The sequence below is a fragment of the Bacillus sp. FSL W8-0183 genome (assembly GCF_038006825.1).
In the GTDB taxonomy this organism is placed as follows: Bacteria; Bacillota; Bacilli; order Bacillales; family Bacillaceae; genus Bacillus; species Bacillus altitudinis.
The window spans coordinates 2382270-2406507 of record NZ_JBBOVY010000001.1; the positions used below are offsets into that span (position 1 = coordinate 2382270).

Consider the following 24238-nt stretch of genomic DNA (forward strand, 5'->3'; position numbering starts at 1 on the left):
TCTGCGGTACACACTGTTTTGTAAGTATTCGGTAATTTTTTAGATCGCAATCCATTCGTTACGTTTCATTTAAATCACCTCCTTACAATTAGGATAATTGTAATTTAATTACATAATTGATTATAATAGACTTTTCTGAATATTTCAATCATTTTAACTATTTTTTGTTAGTTCTATCGTTTTACATTGCCATTTCCATCTATAACTTCTGGCATAATGAAGAATAAAAAGAATATATATTCACAACTAAAAGCCCTATCATCACGATAGGGCTTATCACCACATATGCTTACTCTTTCTCTAATAACGAATGAATTGTTGATTCTAAGAGCGACGGCAAAACGCCAAAAGAGAATGGGACATGCAGCCGTTCTGTCCATTTGTGCGCATCCTTTCCTAATGGACCAACGTTGATGACAGGAACGTTAAGAGCTTCTTTTTCTCCTTGTGGTAACGAGTAGCCTTTTTGGTATAGCGGCATGTTGGCTGTATAATCGGCTATATCTTGATTTTCAAGCTGTAAGTAGCTTAAATCAGATAAACCAGGAAAATATTTGACTTCTTCTACTTCGATTCCATAGATCTCTTTTGCTTCTCTTTGAATCTTCTTTAAGGTCGTTTGAATATGCAGATCGTTTGTTGAAGAAACTGATGGGTAAAATGGCGGACTATAAAACAACACAATCAGTGCTCCATCTTCCTTACAAAGGGTCGTCAGTTCCGATACAATTTTGGTTGAAAAATCACGATCCCCAAGCTCACCCCGGTTGGCAAAGGCGTAGTTGACAATTCGCTCGACCTCCTGCTTGCCGGATCGTTCAGCAGCTTTTTCGTACAGCTCATGATACGTTAACACCGTGATGTTTGTATCGATGGGTGTAAAATGTTTAAAGCGTTGAAATGCAGCCGTTTTCTGTTTGAGATTAGCTTCGATTTGGGCTGCTGCTTGTTTCGCAGTTTCATAGAGGAGGCCGTGAAGCTCTTCACTAGAGCGGTTCATCATCAGCACATTAAATAAAGAAACAGCCGTATGAGGCGTTTGAACAGAGTAAGCTTCTTTCAAATCCTTTTGCATCAAATTGGTCGGAGGCGGTGTCACTTCACCATCTACTTCCTCACAATAATCACTATTCAGTTCTAACAGCCTGTTTAATTCAGATACCATAAAATTTGCATTTAATCCTGAGAAGGGCTCACCTACATGTGTTTCAATTCCTTTGCAGAAAAATCCCGCAAGTACCTTCCCTATACTACCTGTATAGATGTATTGGTGCGCATCCCCGGGATACTTTTCAAACATCGGCTCACTGTTTAAACACGCGGTATACTCAAGGTCATACGTCTCCTTGATTTCCTTTAGTTTCGGAACAGCCTCCAGCATTCCCTGTGAATTCACTTCTTCATCTGGCACTGTGACGAGCAGAATATTTCCTTCAAACCTGCCCGCCATCGCTCTTTCCAGCATGGAAAGCTGGACAGTCAGGCCTGCTTTCATATCCATGGACCCTCGTCCAAACAGCCAGTCACCTGAAGCTAAATCCTCTCTTGCCCTTTTTGGAAGAAGTGCACTTTTTTGAGAAAAGGACGCCATTAACTCTTCGGGCTTACACGCCATATTTTGAAATTCTCCGTAATCCTCTGTATCGACGACATCAAAATGGCTGAGGAGTAAAACAGTACGTGGCAGCGTACTTCGTTTGACAAGTGCCGTTAAAAAATACCGGCCATCTTTCATTGGATGCAAAGCCAAGTGATCAGGATGCTGCTCAAAATATGGCCGCTCCCTCAGCAAGTAATATAAATATTCCGCTAATGCGACTTCTCCCGTTGTACCAGATATGCTTTCATACTGCATCAGAGCTGTGAGTAGCTCCTTTAGTTCACTTTCCGTTTGCCATTTCATCCGTTTATCCCCCTTTGATGTCCATATCTTTCATTATACAAAATCATGTTCAAAAGCTATATGATTTGAGCACCTTTTATGACGAATGTTTGAATGACTGTTATAATCGGCTATACCATTCTATGAGGAGGCGAAGGTAATTGGAAACAAAGCTTTTTTCACCTTGGACATTAAAAGGTGTCACACTCAAAAACCGCATCGTCATGTCCCCGATGTGTATGTATTCATCCTATGACCGTGATGGAAAATTACAGCCTTTCCACTTTGCACATTATATTTCCCGTGCGCAAGGTCAGGCCGGATTAATTATGGTCGAGGCAAGTGCTGTTTCACCTGAGGGAAGAATTAGTGATCAGGACCTCGGAATTTGGAGTGATGAGCACATTGAAGGGTTTGCCTCATTAAACGAACAAATCAAAGCGTACGGAACAAAAACGGCCATCCAGCTAGCCCATGCAGGACGCAAGGCTGAGCTAGATGGTGACATTCTTGCTCCATCCAGCATTCCATTTGACGAGCAATCTAAAACACCTCTTGAGATGTCTATCGATCAAATAAAAGACACAGTTCAGGCGTTTCAAGATGCCGCTGTCCGCGCCAAGAAAGCTGGATTTGACATCATTGAGATTCATGGTGCGCATGGCTATTTGATTAACGAATTTCTCTCACCGCTTGCCAATCACCGGACAGATGAATATGGCGGTTCACCAGAAAATCGTTATCGCTTCTTGAGAGAAGTTGTTGATGCAGTCAATGAAGTGTGGGATGGACCATTATTTGTCCGTGTATCCGCTTCTGATTACACAACAAAGGGACTAGATATTGCAGATTATATTGGCATTGCCGCATGGCTGAAAGAGCAAGGAGTCGATCTAATTGATGTGAGCTCAGGCGCTGTGGTGCAAGCCAGTATTAAAACATTCCCCGGCTACCAAGTCACCTTTGCTGAGAAAATAAGAGAAGGTGCCGGCATCCAAACAGCCGCTGTTGGTATGATCACATCTGGTGTACAGGCCGAAGAAATTTTACAAAATCAGCGTGCTGACTTGATCTTTATCGGCAGAGAATTTTTACGGGATCCGTATTTCCCAAAAACAGCCGCTAAAGAGCTTCGTACATCCATCGAAAGCCCGCGCCAATACGATCGCGCTTGGTAACATCTTTAAGCAAAAAGGTGTCTATTTTTTGAAATAGGCATCTTTTTTGTTTTTAAGAGAAACATCTTTGCCTTTTGTGCCGTCTTTTAGCTAAAGAACCACTTAGAGGAGATGGAAGAATGAACTCGGCATTGATTGAAAGAACGTATCATATAGATGGACATCACTTTTATACAAGGCATCGTCAAGGAAAAAAGCAAGCCACCATTATTTTTGAAGCAGGATATGGAATTTCAGGCGATACGTGGGCGAATATCGCTCGTGATATTGACCCAGAGCTTGGTGTTTTCTTATATGACCGTTTAGGTAATGGAAAAAGCAGTGAAAGCAAAGAAGGAAGAACTTTGCATGATCTTGCGGATGATTTAGATACACTCTTACATCAAGCCAATATTCAGCCGCCATTTCTCATTGTGGCGCACTCATTTGGCTCTCTTGTCAGCCGCTTATGGGCAAGCCGCAGAAAAGAAGATGTTATCGGTATGGTCCTTCTAGACCCAGCAAGTGAGGAGCAAGAGCAGGTCATTCTGCCGCTCTTATCAAAGGAAGAACGCACTTCATATATGGCGCAGTTCACAGCAGAATGTACACATGAGGACTTTGAGCAAATGCTGCGTACGATCAAAGAGGAGCAAACGCATTATGGGATGATGCCCCTTCTTGTCATTTCATCAGGCAAAAGCCGCTTGTTTCATCCAGCACATGAAGCTTGGCTCAGGCTTCATAAACGAATGCTCACATTGTCATCCCAAAGCGGATGGATTCAGGCGCAGAACAGCTCGCACTATATTCATCACGATGAACCACATATTGTGCAGCTTGCGATTTATGATGTGTGGTGTGCAGCAAAACAGCCTGTCTCTTATTATCAAACAGCTAACTAAAAACAAAAACTCCTTGACCGGACATCAGTCAAGGAGTTTTTTCATTATACCGTTGGTGCTGATTGACTTTTCTCAGACAGCAACTTTTCAATGCTGACAAGCTGAACACATAACGTAAAGATGTCAATCGCCTGCTCTAGTTCTTCAAGTGTTGGGAACGTTGGCGCAATACGGATGTTACGATCAAGCGGATCGTTTCCATAAGGATATGTCGCCCCTGCACCTGTTAGTGTCACACCGGCTTCTTTCGCTTTTTGCACAACAGCTTTTGCACAATGATCGAGTGTATTTAAGCTAATAAAATATCCGCCATTTGGTTTGTGCCACTCAGCGATGCCTGTTCCACCAAGCTTTTCATCAAGGATCGAAAGAACGAGGTCAAATTTCGGCTTAATAATCGCTGCATGCTTTTTCATATGTTCCTTCAATCCTTCTGGATTCTTGAAGAAACGAAGGTGTCTTAATTGATTGATTTTATCTGGCCCAATGGTTTGAACTGATAGCTGTTTTTGAATAAAGCTGACGTTGTCCTGACTAGATGCCATTAGTGCAACACCTGAGCCTGGGAACGTAATTTTAGAAGTAGAGGCGAACATAAACACACGGTTTGCATGTCCTGCTTTGTCTACTGCTTGAAAAATATCTTTTAACGTATCAGGCGTATCTGTTAGATGGTGGACTGCATAGGCATCATCCCAAAAAATACGGAAGTCGTCTGCTTTTGTCTGCATAGAAGCAAGACGGTCAACAACCTCATCTGAATACGTAATGCCGTCAGGGTTACTATATTTCGGTACACACCAAATCCCTTTGATGGCTTCATCTTCTGCAACCAATTTTTCCACCTGATCCATGTCAGGTCCATCCGACTTCATATCTACCGTAATCATCTCTATGTTAAAATGCTCACAAATGGCAAAATGACGATCATATCCTGGGCTTGGTGCAAGGAATTTTACCTTTGGAAGCTCTCCCCAAGGTGTTTTGCTGCCATATACGCCGTGAGTCATAGCACGTGCAATTGTGTCATGCATCATATTCAGACTAGAATTACCGCCAATGATGATTTGTTCTGGCTTCAGATTGAGCACACTTGCAAAAAATTTCTTTGTTTCAGGAAGGCCTGTCAAGCCGCCATAGTTTCGCACATCTGTACCATCCTCAGCTGTCATTGCATCCTTTGATGTCACGACATCGAGCATGCCCATAGATAAATCGAGCTGTTTTGGTGAAGGTTTCCCTCTAGACATGTCTAAGTGTAAGTTTTTACTTTTGTACGTTTCATATTCTTTTTGTCGTGCTGCATATAGGTCATTTAATTCTGCTTCACTTAACGCTGTAAAACCGCTCATCTTTGATTGTGCCTCCCGTATTCTTCATAGTGTAATTCGTCATTTGTTTTTTCTTCACCATTTTACCACTACCTGAAAAAGAGCGTCATCATAAATATCAAAAAAATCACACAACTTTTTTTGACGATTCATCCAATTTTTACAGGGTACGGTCAATAGGAAAAGAAAAGAAATCATGTGCAGCTTCAGTCAGCGGGAATATATCGCGGGCTTCTTTGAGTAATTGTTTCAGTGACTCTTCCCCTTGGTACCGTGCACTAATATGGGTCAAAATCAGTCTTTTTGCGCCTGCTTCCTGCGCTGTTTTTGCTGCCTGTTCTGTCGTACTGTGATAATAATTATAGGCTAGTTCTGCATCTTCTTTCCCAAATGTTGCTTCATGGACTAACACATCCGCATTCTTGGCAAGCCTTGTTATATTCTCGCACAAACGGGTATCTCCTGAAAATGCAACGATTCTCCCTTTTTTAGGGGGTTCCAAATAATCGGTTCCATCAATCATTCTTCCATCTTCGAGTGTAACGGTTTCCCCATTTTTCAACTTCTGATACAAAGGTCCAGGTTTTACACCGATTTTTTTTAGGTCTTCGGCTTTTAGTGCGCCTGGTACATCTTTTTCCACGACCCGATAACCGTAAGCTGGGATCCCATGAGACACTCGTCTTGCTTCTACTTGAAAGGTCTCATCTTCAAAAACGATCCCTTCCTCTATTTCTATGATATGCAGCGGATAAGTCAAATGCGTTTGTGTCGCTGAAAGTGCCGCGTTTACAAAAGCTTTAATGCCGCTTGGACCATATATCGTCAATTCATCCTCTCCGCCTTGAAAGGACCTGCTGCCAAGCAGACCCGGGAGACCATATACATGATCACCGTGCATATGCGTGATAAAGATCTTCTCAATTTTTCTTGGTTTAATCGTTGTATGTAATATTTGATGCTGCGTCGCTTCTCCGCAATCAAAAAGCCACACGGCTTTTCTCTCTTCTAAAAGCTTCAGCGCAGTGCAAGTGACGTTTCTTGTTTTTGCAGGAATGCCTGCACCTGTTCCTAAAAAGAGCAGTTCCATTACGATTTCCTCCTACAGCCGGTATACAATCTCTTCATTCATATAGAATACATGAAGACAGGATAAATGTGAATTCAGCGGAATTTTTGAAAAAAGTCAAACTCGGGCAGAAAAAGTCGAATCAAATGTTTGCTTTACGAACAATGAACCTTTAAAATAAAGAAAATGTACATACATTCTCGGTTTTTACAACAATGCTACGAATAAAGTGAGGTACTTTTCGTGAATACAGAAACTAACTATCCAAAAGCAGTCATTGTCATTTTTGGCGCAACAGGAGACCTTGCAAAACGCAAGCTCTACCCTTCTATACATAGACTTTATCATAGCGGAAAGCTTGGAGATCAATTCGCCGTTGTAGGTGTTGGACGTCGCCCTTGGTCTCATGAAGACCTAAGAGCTGTGGTAAAAGAGTCGGTCTCTTCTGATGATGCAGAAGCAAAAGCAGAGGAATTTATTTCTCATTTCTATTACCATGATTTTGATGTCTCAAGCCCTGCTTCCTATCAAGCACTGAACACGCTTCTTTCTGGTCTTGAAGATACATACAGTATCCCGAATAACCGGATGTTCTATTTAGCGATGGCACCAGAATTCTTCGGAACCATTGCGAAGTTTTTAAAAAGTGAAGGCGTATCAGAAACGACTGGATGGTCTCGACTTGTTATTGAAAAACCGTTTGGTCATGACCTGCCTAGTGCCAAAACATTAAATGAAGAGATCCGAGATGCATTTACAGAGGATCAAATTTATCGTATTGACCACTATCTTGGTAAACAGATGGTGCAAAACATTGAGGTAATTCGTTTTGCGAATGCGATCTTTGAACCGCTTTGGACAAACCGCTATATCTCAAACATTCAAATCACATCGAGTGAATCATTAGGTGTCGAAGACCGTGCGAGATATTACGAGAGTTCTGGTGCACTGAGAGATATGGTACAAAACCATATGCTTCAAATGGTTGCACTACTAGCCATGGAGCCACCGATTAAGCTCAATACAGAGGAAATCCGTAGCGAAAAACGGAAAGCATTACGTGCGCTTCGTCCATTCTCGAAAGATGAAGTGGATCAATTCTTTGTCCGCGGACAGTATGATGCAGGAACGATTGATGGCAATATGGTTCCTTCCTATCTTGAAGAGCAAAATGTGGACCCAAACTCCAACACAGAAACATTCGTTGCAGGAAAACTTCTCATCGATAACTTCAGATGGGCCGGGGTACCATTTTACATTCGTACAGGAAAACGTCTAGAAAAGAAATCCACTCAAATCGTGGTGCAATTTAAAGACATTCCGATGAACCTGTACTACGGAAACGGGAATTCCATGCATCCAAACTTACTGGTGATTCACATTCAGCCAGACGAAGGCATCACCCTTCACCTGAATGCTCGCAAGCTTGATGGCGGAACGTATGCTAAACCAATTAAGCTTGACTATCAAACAAATTACAACGACATCATGAATACACCAGAAGCGTATGAAAAGCTAATTCATGACTGTTTGCTAGGTGACGCAACAAACTTTGCCCACTGGGATGAAGTAGCACTGTCTTGGAACTTTGTTGATCCAATTTCAGAAAAATGGGCTGAAACCAAAACGTTAAAACCAAATTATCCTGCTGGTTCTATGGGACCAAAAGAAGCAGATCAGCTTCTTGAAAAAGATGGATATCACTGGTGGAATATATAAAATCAACAAAAAAAGAGCAGTCTCCCGATTGAGGGGGTTCTGCTCTTTTTTTAAAGTCGTGTTTTCGTAATTTCAACCGTTGAAAAATCAAATTTATCATAGCGATGATGGCTAAAGGAATATTCAAACGGACGGCCTGTGTTTAAATAAGCCACCTGCTCCACTTCTAGCACCGGATCCGTAGGGTCACAGCCTAAATATTGCTGATCAAGCTGATCTGATTTAGCCGCTCTAATTTTTTTGTGCGCTCCTGCTACTTTTAATTGCAGTGTGTTTGTAATGTAGCTATAGATGGAACCCAATAAAACCTCTTCATCTATTCCTTTAATGACATTGACAGGCATAAAGGTTTTTTCTAATACATATGGCTCTTCTTCTACCAAACGGAGCCGAATAATGTCATAGACAGGTGTGCTTGAGTCAATGGATAAATGAGCTGCCACCTCTTCACTTGGAAAATGCACATCAAAGCGAATGATTTGGCTCGTCACGTTTTTATCTGCCATCACTTTCGTGAACCCTTTATTTTCATGACCTGATACGTTGATCGCACCTTGATTTAGTGCTGCCTTCACAATAAATGTGCCATGACCTCTTTTTCTAAAGAGCAGACCTTCCGCCACTAAAAGATCGAGCGCACGCTTCATCGTCATTCTGCTGCATTTAAATTCAGCGGCAAGCGAGTTTTCATCTGGAATGGGTTGATCTTCTGGATAATATGCTGTTCCTATTCTTTTTCTAATTTCTTCTGAAATGAGTTCGTACTTTGTCATCTCACACCACCAACTGACTTGTTTTTTCATATCCTATTATAGCGCTTTCTAGCCTTCCTCTCATTCTACACTAAGCCTAGTGCGCTTAAAAGGTTCGCCACTTTCATTTCAACCCTTTCATCTTTACATAAGAAAAATACTTGCCCTTTTCAAGGAAAGAGCAAGTATCTTGATTAGAAACCATTATTCTCTGAAACCGATTGAAACCAGTAGCCACTTTTTTTGATGGTACGTTTCCCGTCTTCCTCAAGGTCCACTGAGACAAATCCATAGCGATTTTTATAGGCATTCGACCATGACCAATTATCCATAAACGTCCACAGATGATAGCCTTTTACATGACTTCCTTCTTGAATGGCTTGATGCACCCATTTAAGATGCTCAGAAATAAAATCAATGCGGTAATCGTCATGAATCATTCCTTCTTCATCCTGAAACCGCTCTTCTCCTTCAACACCCATTCCATTTTCAGAAATAAAGCATTCAATATTCCCATAGTCTGTCTGGACTTTTTTCAATATATCGTAAATACCCTTTTCATAGATTTCCCAGCCGCGGTACACATTCATTTTTCTGCCAGGCATTTCAAAAGAATCGAAATAATGATCTGGCATAAATGGTGCATCAGGGTGAGGCATATGTTCCTTTGCTTTCACTCTTCTTGGCTGATAATAGTTGATGCCGAGAAGGTCGATCGTGTTCTCTTGAATGAGTTCAAGGTCTCCTTCCTCCATAGCCGGCATCAATCCTTCTTTCTTTAACACGTCCACTAGCTTCTCAGGGAAATGTCCTTTCACTGCTGGATCTAGGAAGGACCGGTTAAAGAAGGCGTCAGCCATCTCAGCTGCTTCGACATCCCGCGGATTCTGGCTTCGTGGATACGAAGGAGTAAGGTTCAGGATAATGCCTATTTTCCCATCCTGCTTCATCTCTTTATAAGCCGCAATGGCCTTAGCATTTGATAAAATCTCATGAAATCCAACTTGCACTGCCTTTTGGAAATCAACTTCGTTTGGATAATGGAAGCTATACATATATCCACCCTCTACAGGGACAATCGGCTCATTATGGGTAAACCATTTTTTCACCCGGTCGCCAAATAGCTGAAAACACAATGTCGCATAGCTGACATAATCGTCTACAACCTGCCTGTTTACCCATCCTCCCGTCTCCTGCAACGCCATTGGCATATCAAAATGATACAAGTTCACAAACGGTTCAATGTCACTCGCTATCAGTTCATTGATCACATCATTGTAAAAAGCTACAGCTTCTTCATTAACAGCCCCTTTTCCCTCAGGTAAAAGGCGTGACCATGAAATAGATAGACGAAACGAGTTGTGCCCAATCTCCTTCATGAGGCGGATATCCTCTTTGTATTTACGATAAAATTGCGAGGTTACACCTGGACCGACGCCCTGAAAAAAACGATTCGGCTCTTTTTCAAACCAGTGATCCCAAATGTTCGGTCCCTTTCCATCTCCTGGATAACTGCCTTCTGTTTGCGTAGCAGAGGCAGAAGATCCCCACCAGAAACCTTCTGGAAATGTATATGATTGACTGTTAGTTTCCATCGACATGTATTGAGTCTCCTTCACCTTTGATGTTTGTTTGTTTCGTTTTTTCTGTCGGGACTATTTTTTCATTTTTCACATTCATACGATCAATAAATTTTAGGAACGGGAACCAAATGACAAACACAATCATTAAATTAAACAGCTGAAGCAGACCGCCCGCTAATGAATTTGTTGCCATGACTCCGCTAATAAAGATCGGGACTGTCCAAGGAATATTCACGCCTGTCGGAGGCGGCACAATACCTGCGGCCATCGCAAAATAAGAAATACAAGTAATCACCATTGGCGCCAAAATCCATGGAATGAGAATAAGCGGGTTCATCACAATCGGTAAACCGAAGATAATGGGTTCATTGACGTTAAATAAACCTGGTCCTAAGCCGAGCTTTGCTACTTGTTTCAATTGCTTACTTTTAAGAAAAATTAAAATCGTAAACACAACAGCTAGCGTCATACCGGTTCCACCCATACCCACTGTATAGATTTCGATAAACTGCTTGCTGATGATGTTCGGAACCTCACCTGTTTTTGTGTAGCTTTCTAGATTTTGAATGGACAATGTATTCCAAATCGGGTCCATGACAGAGTTGATAATAATTTGGCCGTGGAGCCCAAAGAACCAAAGAATTTGTATAAAGAAAATAGCGATCAAGGTCGGAATGATACCGCTCCCAAGTCCGACAAGCGGCGCCTGAATCGCATTGTAAATCAAGTCATGCATGTTGGTTTTGAACCCTTGTGTAATGATGATATTGATCAGTAAAAAGGTTGTAAGTGTCAAAGTAGCCGGGATAAGTGCAGCAAAAGACTTAGAAACAGCTGGCGGAACCCCTTGCGGCATATTGATGACAAATTTCTTTTGGACAAAATAGCGATAAATTTCAGCTGACAAAAAGCCTGTGATCATTCCAAGGAACATTCCCTTTGCGCCTAAACGATCGACTGGGATGACGCCTGCAATGGATGCACCGCCCTCTTGTTCTAGTAAAAATGGCGTAAGGAGCAGGAAAGAGGCTAAAGCGATCACACCGCCAAAGACAGCTTCCACATCATAGCTTTTCGATAAATAGTAGCCAATCCCAAATACAACAAACACACTCATAATGCTGATGGTCGCACTAGGTGCAATATTCAGTGCAGACTGAACACCTTCCAGTGCTGTTTGACTCATGATCTTATCTAAAAATGGCAAATTCATTAATACGACCATGATGGAACCAAAAATTGTTAATGGGAACGCAAGCATAAAGGCATCCCTTAATACCCCTAGATAGCGATTGTTGTTCAATCTCCCAGCAATCGGAACCAAAATCGCACTTATTTTATCAAACATTGGTTTCCCCCCTTGTTTACACCCTTTATTGTTTCAGTGATTGCAATATCGGTAAGAGCTCTCCCACAAGCTCTTTTATTGTCATCGTTGACATGAAATGATCTTCGGCATGCATGAGCAGCAAGGAGAATGAAATCGTTTCTCCGCTTGCCTCTTGCTGTACCATCTGAAAATGGATATCATGTGCATTCCGCAAGTCATCTTCCGCTTCTTTGAGAAGGTCAGATGCTACTGTTTCATGACCTTCTCTAAATTGTTTAAGAGATTGAAGCAATTTGCTTCGTGCATTTCCGCTGTGTAAGATCAATTGAAAACTGATTTGTTCTTCCGTGAGTCCTTCGAGCGTTTTCTTTTCCATCCTTTAAGATTCCCCCATCAATGAAACCGCTTGTTCATACGCTTTTTGTCCATCTGCTAGCCCATACGCCTGCATATCGATGACCTCTACTTCAATCCCATATTTTTGAGCTTCTTTTTGAAGATCCCCTTTTAAAAAGCTCATTTGCGGTCCAATTAATACAACATCGGCATGTGCCATTTCTTTTCTCGCTTGGTCTTGTCCGACTGCCCAAATCTCTGCTTCCTCCCCTATAGACTCAGCATGTGCCTTCATCTTTGTGACTAGTAAACTCGTAGACATACCTGAACTGCATGCTAATAAAATACGTTTCATTTCTCTCACCCCATTGTTGTAATAAAAGCGCTTCCAGTTAATATTATATATTTTTATTTTTAAATGTCTAGACATTTAATTTTATATGTATGTATTTTATTTTATAAATGACCGTATCATTTTTCATAACAAGCTTTCAGAACGAAAGAGATCTCATCCAGATATGAACGAGACCCCTTTTCTTTTAAAAAATACTCTCCGAATGAACCATAAAGTAGCTTCTTCTTCAGAAGACAGTCTTTGAGAACTTTGTTAAAATAAGTGCTAATGACTTAGCTCATTCAAAAACCCATAAATCATGAGAAGTAACTGCCCCGAGATGGAAACAGATTCTATTCCCACTCAATTTGATAGATAGGTAAACGTCTTTTGCTGCTACTTTTCGAATCTATTCATATCTTTGCAATCAAAGGGAGTCGATATCATGGCAGTCACTCATTTGTGTGAAGCCTGTAAAAGAAATGAGATTGATGTTGTAAAAACTTCTGATGAACCAGCTCAGCCTTATCGTTTATGCAATGATTGTCACAGGCGGCTCTTAACCTATTCTTTACGTCCAATTGAATGGTATCACTTAGCGATCATCCACTCTCCAAAGAAATTTTTATTGCACGATGATTTTTATGAAGAAGACGGAGAGGCTTGTCAGCCAGAAGAAGATGTATTGGTCACAGCAGAAGAGAAAATACCCACATTACAAGCGCTTCAACACGATTTGGAGTCTTTATTAGATTTCTCAATCACAAGATGGTTTCTTCAATACGATGTCATCAATGCCCTGAAAAAACACGATACACAAAAAATTTTGATGTCTGTAAAATCTAGATTTTATGGAACGGAAAATCATGAAGTTAAATCAAGAATGCTGGAGATCGCAGCTGATGTTTTAGGTACTACAGCTTCGGATTGGGTAAGAGAGCTTTGGGAGAATGATGCCGATAAATTTTTTCATCCGCTTTCTTGGGCAGCAGCCAGTAGTTTACCAGCCGAGGAAGGAATGAGACGTATTTTTGATCAATTGAAATGTGTAAGTGAAAAGGAATTGCCAATGACGGCTCTCTCCAGCCTATTTCGTTTCCGTTCACATCACATACTTGATTGGATGGAGTCTCATTGCTCCTCTTTTAACGACAGTTGGGGCAGGTTGGCATCAGCATGCTTTCCAACATGGCTCAGAATGAAATCATGGCTAAACAAAGGAAGACCTTTCAGTTTAATTGCACTCGATACAATGGCGAACTGTCTAGCAGTTAAAAACGATCCATTTATCGAGGAGTTATCTCCTAAAATACTTCGTACAGATATAAATGAAATAGAACCTATTTTATATGATTATCTTCAAAAAGATGGCGTTCCTCGTGTCAAAACGAAAGTAGGCATCATCGTGAAGAACAAAGAAGCCATATTTGAATAAGGCGTATAAACGGATAAAAGCGTGTGAATGTTTATACACACGCTTTTCACTAGTCTTCACATGCACATACTAGATCATAATTTGATGTTGTGTTGTCCTCTGGGCCCAGCCCGTGATCATCACGATTATCCTTTTCCTGCTTGGAATCCAGGGTACTTGGTCATACCGCCGTCTACATATAACGTCAACCCTGTCACATAGCTCGCCTCTTTTGATGCAAGCCAGACAGCACATGCTGCCACTTCTTCCGGTTTTCCGATATAACCAATCGGTATCAGCTCAATGACGCCCTTTTTCAATGCTGGATCATCAAATTTTTCGGCATTGATCGGGGTATCAATTGCGCCTGGTGCAATGCTGTTTACGCGAATTTTTTTAGGGGCATATTCTAGTGCCAGCGTTTCCGTCAAAAGCTTGGCGCCTCCTTTACTTGCTGCATAATGGACAAAATGAGGCCACGGAATTTGCTGATGGACCGACGACATATTAATAATCGACCCCTCGATCCCGTGTTCTGTCATATACTTTAATGCATCACGGCATCCTAAAAACATACCTGTTAAATTGGTGGACATCACTTTGTTCCAGTTATCTAGCGTCATTTCAGTTGAAGGAACTTCATTTTCAATTCCTGCATTATTGATCATGACATCAAGACTGCCATATGTATTGACAGCTTGATCAATCATCGCCTTCATATCCTCTTCTTTTGAAACATCCCCTTGAATTTTGACAGCCTGTCCGCCACTTTTTTGAATCTCAGCAATCGTGTCGTCCGGGTTTTCTTTATCTGAGAAATAATTGATCACTACATTGGCTTTTTCTTGTCCAAACCGGCGTGCCATCGCCTGACCTATCCCTGTACCTGCTCCTGTGATGAGAACTGTTTTTCCTTCCAAATCTGGATACATTCGCTTAAACCTCCTATTTTGTAAAACCTAGTAGCACACCGCCTGCGATAATCATCAAGCAGCCTGCAATGACAAAGCTTGTTTTTGATGCTTTCTCTTTTAATAAATAAATACCGCCTAAAGTCGAGATGACAATTCCTGTTTGAGACATGGAAAAACTTACTGCTACGCCAATGAGTGGAATCGCCAAAAGAAGTCCTAGATTTCCTGTCGACCACACAAGACCAGCAATGATATTTCTGAACGTATATTTGCTAAACGGGTCTTGCTTTAGACTAATCGCTAACGATGAAAGCAGCATGCCGACAGATTGCGGAACGAGCGCAGACCAGCCATCTATATGAAACCATCTTAAAATGACGACATATCCGACGTAGCCTACGGTTGAGATGAGCAAAATGATGATTCCCTTTTTAAAATTGCCGCCTTCGTTCCCGCCACTCTTTCTTTGACCGAGGGATGTCATGACAACGCCAGCAATAATAAATAAAATGGCACAAGAACCAATAAGTATGACCGTCATGGTTTGCCATTCTTTGAAAACGATGACACCAAATAATGTCGTGCTCACAAGCTGCATACCCGTTGATAAAGGAACAGCCTTTGACACCCCTAGAAAGGCGACACTTGAAAGCTGATTCATTTGCCCAATACTCCAAAAGATCCCAGAGATAACGGAAACCGCAAAAATAAGCGGTGTCAGTTCCGGCATTTTGATCAAATAGGCGCCGATTGAAAACAAAAAAGCGCCGAGGGTAATGCCGAGTGTTTGCTGATAGGCATTCCCGCCAAGTTTGACACTGATGAGAACAATACTTCCCCAAAATATCGCTGGGAGAAGTGCATATAAAATGCCCACTTCTATCCCTACTTTCTGTTCTTTTTTACTTAGCATCCCTCTTTTTCGGATTTTTAGCCGAATAGATATAAACACAAAAAAGACCTTACCAAAGGTAAGGTCACAGCGTGTAGACAAACCCTCGCATTCGGTGTCAGTCCTGCAAAGGTTTTCTATCACGCTAAAAAGAAGACAAAGGGCTAAAATCAAGTTCATTTTAGCCCTTTGTCAACAATCTAAGACCTTACCAAAGGTAAGGTCTTTGAGGTTTTATACTTATTTCATCCATTCAGTATGGAAGACGCCTTCTTTATCTGTGCGCTCATACGTATGTGCGCCGAAGTAGTCACGCTGTGCTTGAATTAAGTTAGCTGGAAGGACAGCTGTACGATAGCTATCAAAGTAAGCTAGTGCACTTGAGAATGAAGGAACAGGAACACCTTGTTCTACTGCAAGTGAAATCACTTTACGAAGTGATGATTGATAGCTTTCTACGATATCCTTGAAGTAAGGATCAAGCAATAGGTTTTTCAATTCAGGGTTACGGTCATATGCTTCTTTGATTTGCTGCAGGAAGGCTGCACGAATGATACATCCACCACGGAAGATCATCGCAATTTCACCGTATTTCAAATCCCAGTTATACTCATCAGACGCTGCTTTCATTTGCGCAAAACCTTGTGCATATGAGCAGATTTTACTCATGAAGAGAGCTTTTCTAACAGCTTCGATTAATGCTTGTTTATCTTCAGCTGATTGAGTTGGCTCAGGCCCTTGAATTAATTGACTTGCTTCCACACGCTCATCTTTCATCGCAGAAATAAAACGAGCGAAAACAGACTCCGTAATGATTGGAAGCGGGACACCTAAATCAAGTGAGCTTTGGCTTGTCCATTTTCCAGTTCCTTTTTGGCCAGCTTTATCTAAGATGACATCTACTAGCGGCTGGTTCGTTTCCTCATCCACTTTTGTGAAAATGTCAGCTGTGATTTCGATTAAGTAGCTGTCAAGTTCGCCTTTATTCCACTCTGAGAATACTTCATGAAGCTCATCTGCTGATAAACCAGCGACATGCTTCAAGATAAAGTATGATTCAGAGATCAATTGCATATCTCCGTACTCGATACCGTTATGAACCATTTTGACATAATGTCCTGCTCCATCTGGACCGATATACGTTGTACAAGGCTCACCATCTACTTTCGCAGAGATGGCTTCTAAAATTGGTTTCACTAGCTCGTGCGCTTCTTTTTGACCGCCAGGCATGATAGAAGGACCTTTAAGTGCGCCTTCTTCACCGCCAGAAACACCTGTACCAATGAAGTGAATACCACTTTCCGCAAGCTCTTGGTTACGTCTTTGTGTATCCTTGTAATATGTATTTCCACCATCAATTAAAATGTCACCTTTCTCTAGGTGAGGAAGTAATGATTGAATGGTTGCATCTGTTGCTGCGCCTGCTTTTACCATTAAAAGAATTTTACGCGGCGTTTCAAGCGATTGAACAAATTCTTCAATGCTGTATGTGCCTACAACGTTTTTCCCTTGTGATTCTTGAAGAAACTCTTCTGTTTTGCTGCTAGATCTGTTATAAACGGACACGGAGAAACCGCGGCTTTCAATATTTAGGGCAAGGTTTTTCCCCATAACGGCTAGTCCAACGACACCGATTTGTTGTTTTGACATAATTCTGACGTCCCTTCTAACACACTATATTGATTACTGCTGAAATGATGTACCCTTTGAAATTACCACAACATCACCTCTTTTATCAAGTTTTCAGGCTAGTCATTTCCTCTTTCGTCCTGAAAAAAGTCTTTATTAAAACTTGTACCACTTGTTTTGCTCTCTTTTTCCTTAATGGTCACTCCTCTTTGAATGAGTGGTTTACCGTATTTTTCTTTCAGTCCGTCTAAAAGAGATTGGAGCGGTTCGTCTTTTGCATCTTCTGTATAAGAGAATAAATCAAGCTGCTTGACGGCTGATTTTCGTTCCACAAGATCGGTCCCCGTCACGCCTAAAAGTCTTACTGGCTGGTCATTCCAATGCTTTAGGAATAGCTGCTTTGCCGCCTCAAATAGATCTTCCTTTCGATCAGTAGGATTCGTGAGTGTGACGCTCCGTGTGATATTTTTCCAGCTTGCATACCGAATCATAATGAGCAGCCGGTTTGCCATCACTTCTTTTCTTCGTAATCTGGCACTCACCGATTGCGACAGTTTCTCTATTAATGAGACGAGTTCATCTGTATCATCAGAATCGTGAGGAAGAGTGGAAGAATTGCCGACAGATTTAAATTCGTATATTCTTTCTGGATCGACAATGCCGTCATGCTCTCCGTTTGCCTTTTGCTTTAACCTCGGTCCATTGATGCCTAATAACTCTTTCAGCGCATATTCATTCGCTTTCGCTAAATCTTCAATTGTATGAATTCCGATGGTTTTCAGCTTATCTGCCGTTTTCTGTCCAACCCCATGCATGTCACCTGCAGGGAGCGGCCAGAGCATTGTCGGGACATCTCGTTTACGCAAAATGGTAATGCCCATTGGCTTTTTCCAATTAGACGCCATCTTCGCTAGAAATTTATTTGGTGCAATGCCAATACTCGAAGGAAGCATGAGCTCTTCTACGAGCCTCGTTTGAATATCATGAGCGGTTTTCACGGCATGCTCAGCATAAGGTGTATCGGTTAAATCAATATAGCCTTCGTCAATTGAAACGGGTTCAACTAAGTCACTATATTCTCTTAGTATGGTAAACATTTCTTGTGAGGAGCTGCGGTACCGGTCGAAGTTGGGTGTACGCACAATCAGTCCCGGACATAGCCGCTTCGCTTCCCAGAGTGGCATCGGCGGCTTCACCCCGAGTGCTCTTGCCTCGTAGCTGCAGGTCACAACAATCCCTTTGCGCTCTTTTGCATTTCCGCTAATGGCTAAAGGTTTCCCTCTCAAAGAAGGATCATACGCCATTTCTACCGATGCATAAAAACTATTCATATCAATATGAAAAATGATTCGCCCCTTCTTTTGAGAATCAGCCATTTGCTTGCCTCCTTAGGTGATCTACTTTCCTTCACTTCACCGTAATTTCACCTGTTTGTTCCATTAGACATTTCATATGGTGTATAGTACACTGTGAGTAATGAAATGGATGTGATAATCATGATTATTGATATATTCAATGAAGTCTTTTTCCTTGTTGAATTCTTTACGATTATTCTTCCAGCGCTGACCGCCATCGGTATTGCTTTCTTATTAAAAGACTGCCGAATGAACGAGCACCTCGGAGGACATCGTTTAGAAGAGTTGGATGCATCTTGTTTGAATCGAACAGACTTTCTGTTTATCATATATGATCGCATTACAACTTGGATTAGTAAAGTCATTCGAATGAAAAGATCATCAAATGATGATGAAGACCATTCGCTTCCTCTCTCTTATTAGATTTTATTATTGAGGAGGAAACGAATTGAAACGTTTATTGACAATTTGTACGACTTTATTTTTTATGATGGTAGCGTCACCTGCATTTGCTGCAAGTGCGCAAACAAATACAAGCTCTGATGGGTTTTTCCATCATTATTTTGTTCAGCCTTTTTCTGAGTTGATTATCTGGCTTGCGAACTTTTTCCATGATGACTACGGTTTATCTATTATGTTCGTAACATTGATTGTCCGGCTGCTTATTTTCCCGCTTTTTGCAAACCAATTTAAAAAGCAGAGAGTGATGCAAGAGAAAATGGCACTCGTTAAGCCTCAGATTGACCAAATACAAAGCAAATTGAAAAAAACAAAAGAACCTGAAAAACAAAAAGAACTGCAAATGGAAATGATGAAAGTATATAAAGACAACAATGTGAACCCGCTGGCAATGGGCTGTCTGCCGATGCTGATTCAAATCCCAATTGTTCTTGGCTTTTACTCGGCAATCCGCTCAACACCTGAGATCGCAACACATTCGTTCTTATGGTTTAACTTAGGACAAACTGATCTTTTGGTGGCGATCTTTGCAGGGGCCATGTATTTCTTGCAATTTTATGTCACACAAAAATTCGCAAAGCAATCAGGCACCCAAACAGAAGCTGCACTGAAACAAGCAAAAATCATGGGCATGATTTTCCCAGTCATGATGCTGTTTCTATCAATTAATGCTCCCGCTGCTCTTCCTTTATATTGGATGACAAGCGGACTTTTACTCACCATTCAAACGATTATATTAAATGTGATGTACCAAAAATCAAAAACAAAAGCTGCGGCAAACGATTCAATTAACCCAGCAGCTGAATAAATGATTGCCCCCTTACCCGAACATGGTAAGGAGGCTTTATTTGTCTTCTGTAGAGCGCAACAAATAAAAGATGCGTGAGCTCCGGCACGCAAAATGACCCCTTATCCATGGATAAGGGGCCTTTGTTTATGCTAATTCCTCTTTCAATCGCTCAGGCAATTGATCAAGATCCTCAATTTTCCCTAGAAACTTATTAGGGTCCACTTGTAAAATCATCTTGTTCTCTCTCTCAACGACGCCGAAGAAATATTCAGATGCTTTTGTGTTCATATGAAATGGCTTGATCTCACTTAGCTCGATATCTATGATATCTTTTGCATCAGAAACAAGGCAGCCAATCATTTGATCGTTTAATTCAAATAGTAGAACCTTAGACTGTTCGGTTACATCCAGAGGTTTTCCGTGCAGCATGACACCTGTGTCACTGACTGGAATGACCTCTCCTCTTAACGACATGAGTCCTTTAATCTCTTTTGGAAGGTTCGATACTTCTTGTAAATAAGGGACCTTCTCAATTGAGCGTATATGTTCTACGCTGATACCAAAATCCTCTTGTCCCACTTGGAAAATAATGATCTTTTGCGTGCTCACAGAGTCTCCTGCCTTTACGATGGATTTGTCGTTTCTTCGATAATGGCGAGAACCATTTCAGCTGTCTTGACTAATTCTTCAATCGGCATTTTCTCATTTTTCGTATGAATATCTTCATATCCAACAGCTAGGTTGACGGTCGGGATGCCGTTTCCAGCAATGACGTTTGCATCACTGCCTCCCCCGCTTGTCTGTAGTTCTGAAGGACGGCCAATTTTCGCAGCCGCTTTTTTCGCCACTTCAACGACTTGATCGCCGTGTGAGAATTTAAAGCCTGGATACATGATGTCAATTTGTACATCGGCACTTCCGCCCATTTCTTTAGCGGTTTTTTCAAAGGCTTCTTTCATTTTCGCTACTTGCGCTTCCATTTTTGCCGGTTCTAAAGAACGTGCCTCTGCCAAAATATCCACTTGATCACAGACAATATTCGTTTGTGTTCCGCCTTCAAAGCGGCCGATATTCGCCGTTGTTTCTTCATCAATACGGCCAAGCGGCATGCTCGCGATCGCTTTTGATGCAATCGTAATCGCAGAGACGCCTTTTTCAGGTGCCACGCCTGCGTGAGCTGTTTTTCCGTAAATGGTTGCACGTACTTTCGCCTGTGTTGGCGCAGCCACGATAATGGTGCCGACCTTGCCATCTGAATCAAGGGCATAACCATATTTTGCTGTCATCAGTTTCGGATCTAACGCTTTTGCTCCTACAAGTCCTGATTCTTCACCAGCTGTAATGACAAATTCAATCTTGCCATGCGGTACATTTTTCTCTTTTAGGACACGGATTGCTTCAAACATCGCGGCAAGCCCTGTTTTATCGTCAGCACCAAGAATGGTTGTGCCATCTGTCTTGACATAGCCGTCTTCAATGACTGGCTTAACACCATTACCTGGTACAACTGTATCCATATGAGAAGTAAAATAAATCGTATCTGCCTCTTGATTCCCTTCAAGTGTGCAAATAAGATTGCCTGCTCCATGGCCGGTTGTCTCTTTTGAATCATCTTCAACTACATTAAGCCCTAAACCAGTAAATTTCTCTTTTAGGACTTCAACAATTTTTTCTTCATGTTTCGTTTCTGAATCGATTTGAACAAGTTCTAAAAATTCGTCTAATAAGCGTTTCTCATTGATCATGATGATGTTCCTCCTCTTATAGCGGCATGTTTCCATGCTTTTTTAACGGTCTATCTTCTTCCTTACTGCGAAGCAGGTCAAATGAGCGAATGAGCCGCTCTCTCGTTTCATCTGGCATTAAAATATCGTCGATTAATCCTAATTGTGCTGCCTTCATGACACTAGGTTCATTGTCCACCTCACGCAAAGCAGGATGAACAATTTCGTCTGCAAACGATTTTCCCATGACATCAATTTCTGCCTCTGGCCATGCATACACAAAGTCAGCACCTAAGCCCTTACTATTCATCGCAACGTATGCACCGCCAAACGCCTTTCTCAAAATCACAGTGATCTTTGGAACAGTCGCCTCAGCGTACGCATACAGAAGCTTTGCGCCGTGGCGGATAATGCCTGCATGCTCAGCTTTCTCACCTGGCAAAAAACCAGGAACGTCCACAAGGGTTAAAATGGGAATATGAAACGCATCGCAAAATCGAATAAACCGAGCCGCTTTATCAGCAGCATTGAGGTCAAGGCTTCCTGCCAGCACCTTAGGCTGATTGGCTACAAGACCAATGGAAGACCCTTGTAATCTGGCAAAACCTGTGACGATATTTTTGGAGAAACAACGCTGCGTTTCAAAAAATGAGCCGTGGTCGGTGATCGCTGTCACCACTTGTTTGACATCATAAGTACGTGATGGCTCCTTTGGCAAGATGTTCCCAAGATCGCTCGCATCATGCTTTTGCACCTTACGATGAATGACAGGCCGTCGTTTCGTTGGTATGTACGTTAAAAGCGTTCGAACTGCTTTTAACACGTCTCTCTCATCTTTCCCTGTATAGTGCACATTCCCGCTTGTTTGATGCTGAACTGCTGCACCTCCAAGCCGGTCAGGACAGACCGTCTCTCCTGTTGCTTTTCCTATCACTTTCGGACCAGTTAAAAACATATGAGCTGTTTGCTCCGTCATGAATACAAAATCCGTCAATGCAGGTGAATATACTGCACCTCCCGCACAGGAGCCTAAAATAACGGATATTTGCGGAATTTGACCAGAGTACAGCACATTCCGTTTAAAAATCTGACCGTATCCCTCTAATGATACCACACCCTCTTGAATTCTCGCACCACCTGAGTCTTTTAGACCGATAACAGGCATTTGATTTTTAGCAGCCAAATCCATTAAAGCCGCTATTTTTTTCGCATGCATGTCCCCTAGCGAACCCCCGTACACGGTCGCATCTTGTGCATAAACGCCTACTTGTCTCCCATGAATCAGTCCCGTCCCAGTGACAACGCCATCCCCTAAATGTTCTGAGCGGCAGCCTTTAGCAAATGACTGGATTTCCATAAAGCTGCCTTCATCAAGAAGTTCATGAAGCCGCTGACGAACAGTCAGCTTTCCTTTGTTTCGGTGAGCCGCTGCTCGTTTTTCACCGCCGCCCCTTAAAGCTTTCTGGCGCCATTCAGACAAGTCATTGAACGATTCATGCATCTTCCTGTTTCTCTCCTTTCAAAGGCTCACACAATTCAATTAGCACACCTGACGTTTCTTTTGGTGAAATAAACGCAATGCGCTTTCCGTTCGCACCATTTTGTGCGCCCTTTTGAATGAGCTGTACACCGAGCTCGTCAAGTTGACTGAGATCAGCCTGAATGTCACCTGACTTTAATGCAATATGATGAAGCCCCTCTCCTCTTTTTATTAAAAAGGTATGTAATGTGCTGTGATTTGACATCGGTTCAATCAACTCAATGTGCAGATCACCTAGGGAAGCAAAAGATACTTTGACCCCTTGATTCGGAAGTACTTCTATGTCTGAAAATTCCCAGTTAAACAGCCTAGAGAACGTACGTGCTGTTTTTTGAATAGAAAAAACGGCAATGGCTATATGATCGATTTGATTCATCCGTTCACTTCCTTTGTACATCACTTGTCGCCTGCGTAAAAACGAGCTAGAATAAAGAAAGGTGCGCTCGTCGCAAAAACATTTGATTATAGGGGTGCGATATGTCTCAGAAATTCATGAAATTTATGGTATTGCTCATGATTAGCTTACTGTTGATTTCTTCACTTTTAGCAGGAGCGGCAGCCTTTTTATAAAGTGTTGAAAAAAAGCAGACAAGTAGGTGATTCGTTTATTTAACGAATGGCCTGTTTGTCTTTGGCCAGCTTTTCAAATGCATCGCTTGATGTCGTGATCCATACCTTTGTACCAACTGGAAGCTGATCAAATAGCCGTTCTACATCTTGATTATGAAGACGTACACAGCCTGCCGTGATAAATTTCCCTATCGATGTCTCATCACTTGTTCCATGAATGCCATAGGTTCTCCCGTCGGTTCCTCGCGCATCAAATCCAATCCACCTTCGGCCGAGTGGGTTATTCTTCGCGCCACCTTCAATATTTTTTCTTCTGTAATAAGGATCTTTCGCTTTGATCATAATCGTAAATTCACCTTCTGGCGTTAAATCAGCTGTTTTGCCAGTAGAAGCCGGGTAGACTTTTTGAATTTTCCCATGATCAATATACGCAAGCTCGTTCGTTTGTTTATTAATAATGACATACGGATCTCCTGGAAGCGGGTTTTGCCCGAGCGGCCAGATGGGTGAAAGGGACATGGTCAGCACAGTATAAAATAAAAGACGCATAGGC

General features: G+C 41.8%; 24 protein-coding genes. 7 read left to right on the forward strand and 17 right to left on the reverse strand.

Features of this window, described 5'->3' with window-relative positions; translation table 11 throughout:
- Positions 1 to 289 precede the first annotated feature (289 nt).
- Positions 290 to 1903 (reverse strand): M20/M25/M40 family metallo-hydrolase, encoded by a 1614-nt coding sequence (locus tag NSQ64_RS12650; protein WP_341016803.1) that lies wholly within the window; start codon positions 1901 to 1903, stop codon positions 290 to 292.
- Positions 1904 to 2043: 140 nt separating this feature from the next.
- On the opposite strand from NSQ64_RS12650, the gene namA reads away from it, so the two are divergent.
- Both namA and NSQ64_RS12660 read left to right on the forward strand, forming a co-directional pair.
- Positions 2044 to 3060, forward strand: a complete 1017-nt coding sequence (gene namA / locus NSQ64_RS12655; RefSeq protein WP_024718910.1) for an NADPH dehydrogenase NamA — start codon at positions 2044 to 2046, stop codon at positions 3058 to 3060.
- Positions 3061 to 3179: 119 nt separating this feature from the next.
- Positions 3180 to 3944 (forward strand): alpha/beta fold hydrolase, encoded by a 765-nt coding sequence (locus NSQ64_RS12660; RefSeq protein ID WP_041091946.1) that lies wholly within the window; start codon positions 3180 to 3182, stop codon positions 3942 to 3944.
- A 44-nt stretch (positions 3945 to 3988) separates the two neighbouring features.
- On the opposite strand, the gene NSQ64_RS12665 is transcribed toward NSQ64_RS12660, so the two are convergent.
- A complete protein-coding gene (locus tag NSQ64_RS12665) occupies positions 3989 to 5296 on the reverse strand; it encodes an aminotransferase class I/II-fold pyridoxal phosphate-dependent enzyme (RefSeq protein WP_039165881.1) in 1308 nt (435 codons plus the stop codon).
- A 139-nt stretch (positions 5297 to 5435) separates the two neighbouring features.
- Positions 5436 to 6365, reverse strand: coding sequence for a ribonuclease Z (gene rnz, locus NSQ64_RS12670; RefSeq protein WP_039165882.1), 930 nt, complete (start codon positions 6363 to 6365; stop codon positions 5436 to 5438).
- Positions 6366 to 6587: 222 nt separating this feature from the next.
- Here rnz and zwf point away from each other — a divergent pair, with 222 nt between their 5' ends.
- Positions 6588 to 8063, forward strand: coding sequence for a glucose-6-phosphate dehydrogenase (zwf, locus tag NSQ64_RS12675; protein ID WP_008342269.1), 1476 nt, complete (start codon positions 6588 to 6590; stop codon positions 8061 to 8063).
- A gap of 50 nt (positions 8064 to 8113) precedes the next feature.
- Here zwf and NSQ64_RS12680 read toward each other — a convergent pair whose 3' ends face one another.
- From NSQ64_RS12680 to NSQ64_RS12700, 5 genes are all read right to left on the reverse strand, one after another.
- Positions 8114 to 8836 (reverse strand): GntR family transcriptional regulator, encoded by a 723-nt coding sequence (locus NSQ64_RS12680; protein WP_008342268.1) that lies wholly within the window; start codon positions 8834 to 8836, stop codon positions 8114 to 8116.
- A 173-nt stretch (positions 8837 to 9009) separates the two neighbouring features.
- Positions 9010 to 10416 carry a glycoside hydrolase family 1 protein gene (locus tag NSQ64_RS12685; RefSeq protein ID WP_039165890.1) on the reverse strand — a complete coding sequence of 469 codons (1407 nt, stop codon included), beginning with the start codon at positions 10414 to 10416 and terminating at the stop codon, positions 9010 to 9012.
- On the reverse strand, positions 10400 to 11746 hold the full coding sequence (gene celB, locus NSQ64_RS12690; RefSeq protein WP_039165893.1) for a PTS cellobiose transporter subunit IIC: 1347 nt from the start codon (positions 11744 to 11746) through the stop codon (positions 10400 to 10402). Before celB ends, NSQ64_RS12685 begins: the two co-directional genes overlap by 17 nt.
- Before the next feature lie 25 nt (positions 11747 to 11771).
- Positions 11772 to 12104 carry a PTS lactose/cellobiose transporter subunit IIA gene (locus NSQ64_RS12695; RefSeq protein ID WP_017357943.1) on the reverse strand — a complete coding sequence of 111 codons (333 nt, stop codon included), beginning with the start codon at positions 12102 to 12104 and terminating at the stop codon, positions 11772 to 11774.
- 3 nt (positions 12105 to 12107) lie between these two features.
- Complete coding sequence (locus NSQ64_RS12700) at positions 12108 to 12419, reverse strand: PTS sugar transporter subunit IIB (RefSeq protein ID WP_008342261.1); 312 nt, start codon at positions 12417 to 12419, stop codon at positions 12108 to 12110.
- 424 nt (positions 12420 to 12843) lie between these two features.
- On the opposite strand from NSQ64_RS12700, the gene NSQ64_RS12705 reads away from it, so the two are divergent.
- On the forward strand, positions 12844 to 13833 hold the full coding sequence (locus tag NSQ64_RS12705; protein WP_341016812.1) for a hypothetical protein: 990 nt from the start codon (positions 12844 to 12846) through the stop codon (positions 13831 to 13833).
- A gap of 125 nt (positions 13834 to 13958) precedes the next feature.
- On the opposite strand, the gene NSQ64_RS12710 is transcribed toward NSQ64_RS12705, so the two are convergent.
- From NSQ64_RS12710 to NSQ64_RS12725, 4 genes are all read right to left on the reverse strand, one after another.
- Positions 13959 to 14744 (reverse strand): SDR family oxidoreductase, encoded by a 786-nt coding sequence (locus tag NSQ64_RS12710; RefSeq protein ID WP_041091776.1) that lies wholly within the window; start codon positions 14742 to 14744, stop codon positions 13959 to 13961.
- Between the two features lie 13 nt (positions 14745 to 14757).
- Complete coding sequence (locus NSQ64_RS12715) at positions 14758 to 15603, reverse strand: GRP family sugar transporter (RefSeq protein ID WP_201297802.1); 846 nt, start codon at positions 15601 to 15603, stop codon at positions 14758 to 14760.
- Positions 15604 to 15858: 255 nt separating this feature from the next.
- A complete protein-coding gene (gene gndA / locus NSQ64_RS12720) occupies positions 15859 to 17268 on the reverse strand; it encodes an NADP-dependent phosphogluconate dehydrogenase (RefSeq protein WP_099496597.1) in 1410 nt (469 codons plus the stop codon).
- 98 nt (positions 17269 to 17366) lie between these two features.
- Positions 17367 to 18623, reverse strand: coding sequence for a DNA polymerase IV (locus tag NSQ64_RS12725; protein WP_007501120.1), 1257 nt, complete (start codon positions 18621 to 18623; stop codon positions 17367 to 17369).
- A 120-nt stretch (positions 18624 to 18743) separates the two neighbouring features.
- Between NSQ64_RS12725 and NSQ64_RS12730 the strand changes: the two genes are divergently transcribed.
- Positions 18744 to 19025 (forward strand): hypothetical protein, encoded by a 282-nt coding sequence (locus NSQ64_RS12730; protein ID WP_341016817.1) that lies wholly within the window; start codon positions 18744 to 18746, stop codon positions 19023 to 19025.
- 25 nt (positions 19026 to 19050) lie between these two features.
- Positions 19051 to 19869: a membrane protein insertase YidC gene (locus NSQ64_RS12735; RefSeq protein WP_024718902.1), complete on the forward strand. Its 819-nt coding sequence runs from the start codon at positions 19051 to 19053 to the stop codon at positions 19867 to 19869.
- 126 nt (positions 19870 to 19995) lie between these two features.
- Here the strand turns inward: NSQ64_RS12735 and NSQ64_RS12740 are convergent, their stop codons facing one another.
- From NSQ64_RS12740 to mce, 4 genes are read right to left on the reverse strand one after another with little or no spacing between them, the layout of a single operon-like run.
- Complete coding sequence (locus tag NSQ64_RS12740; protein ID WP_008342245.1) at positions 19996 to 20460, reverse strand: chemotaxis protein CheW; 465 nt, start codon at positions 20458 to 20460, stop codon at positions 19996 to 19998.
- 14 nt (positions 20461 to 20474) lie between these two features.
- Positions 20475 to 21596, reverse strand: a complete 1122-nt coding sequence (locus NSQ64_RS12745) for a tripeptidase T (protein ID WP_035390776.1) — start codon at positions 21594 to 21596, stop codon at positions 20475 to 20477.
- A 16-nt stretch (positions 21597 to 21612) separates the two neighbouring features.
- Positions 21613 to 23076: an acyl-CoA carboxylase subunit beta gene (locus tag NSQ64_RS12750; RefSeq protein ID WP_341016820.1), complete on the reverse strand. Its 1464-nt coding sequence runs from the start codon at positions 23074 to 23076 to the stop codon at positions 21613 to 21615.
- Positions 23069 to 23491, reverse strand: coding sequence for a methylmalonyl-CoA epimerase (gene mce, locus NSQ64_RS12755; RefSeq protein WP_217967007.1), 423 nt, complete (start codon positions 23489 to 23491; stop codon positions 23069 to 23071). Before mce ends, NSQ64_RS12750 begins: the two co-directional genes overlap by 8 nt.
- Positions 23492 to 23592: 101 nt before the next feature.
- Here mce and prli42 point away from each other — a divergent pair, with 101 nt between their 5' ends.
- The gene (gene prli42 / locus NSQ64_RS12760; protein WP_017357951.1) at positions 23593 to 23685 is read left to right on the forward strand and encodes a stressosome-associated protein Prli42; all 93 of its coding nucleotides are present in this window, start codon (positions 23593 to 23595) and stop codon (positions 23683 to 23685) included.
- 39 nt (positions 23686 to 23724) lie between these two features.
- Here the strand turns inward: prli42 and NSQ64_RS12765 are convergent, their stop codons facing one another.
- Positions 23725 to 24234 carry a L,D-transpeptidase gene (locus NSQ64_RS12765; protein ID WP_008342241.1) on the reverse strand — a complete coding sequence of 170 codons (510 nt, stop codon included), beginning with the start codon at positions 24232 to 24234 and terminating at the stop codon, positions 23725 to 23727.
- Positions 24235 to 24238: the final 4 nt, after the last annotated feature.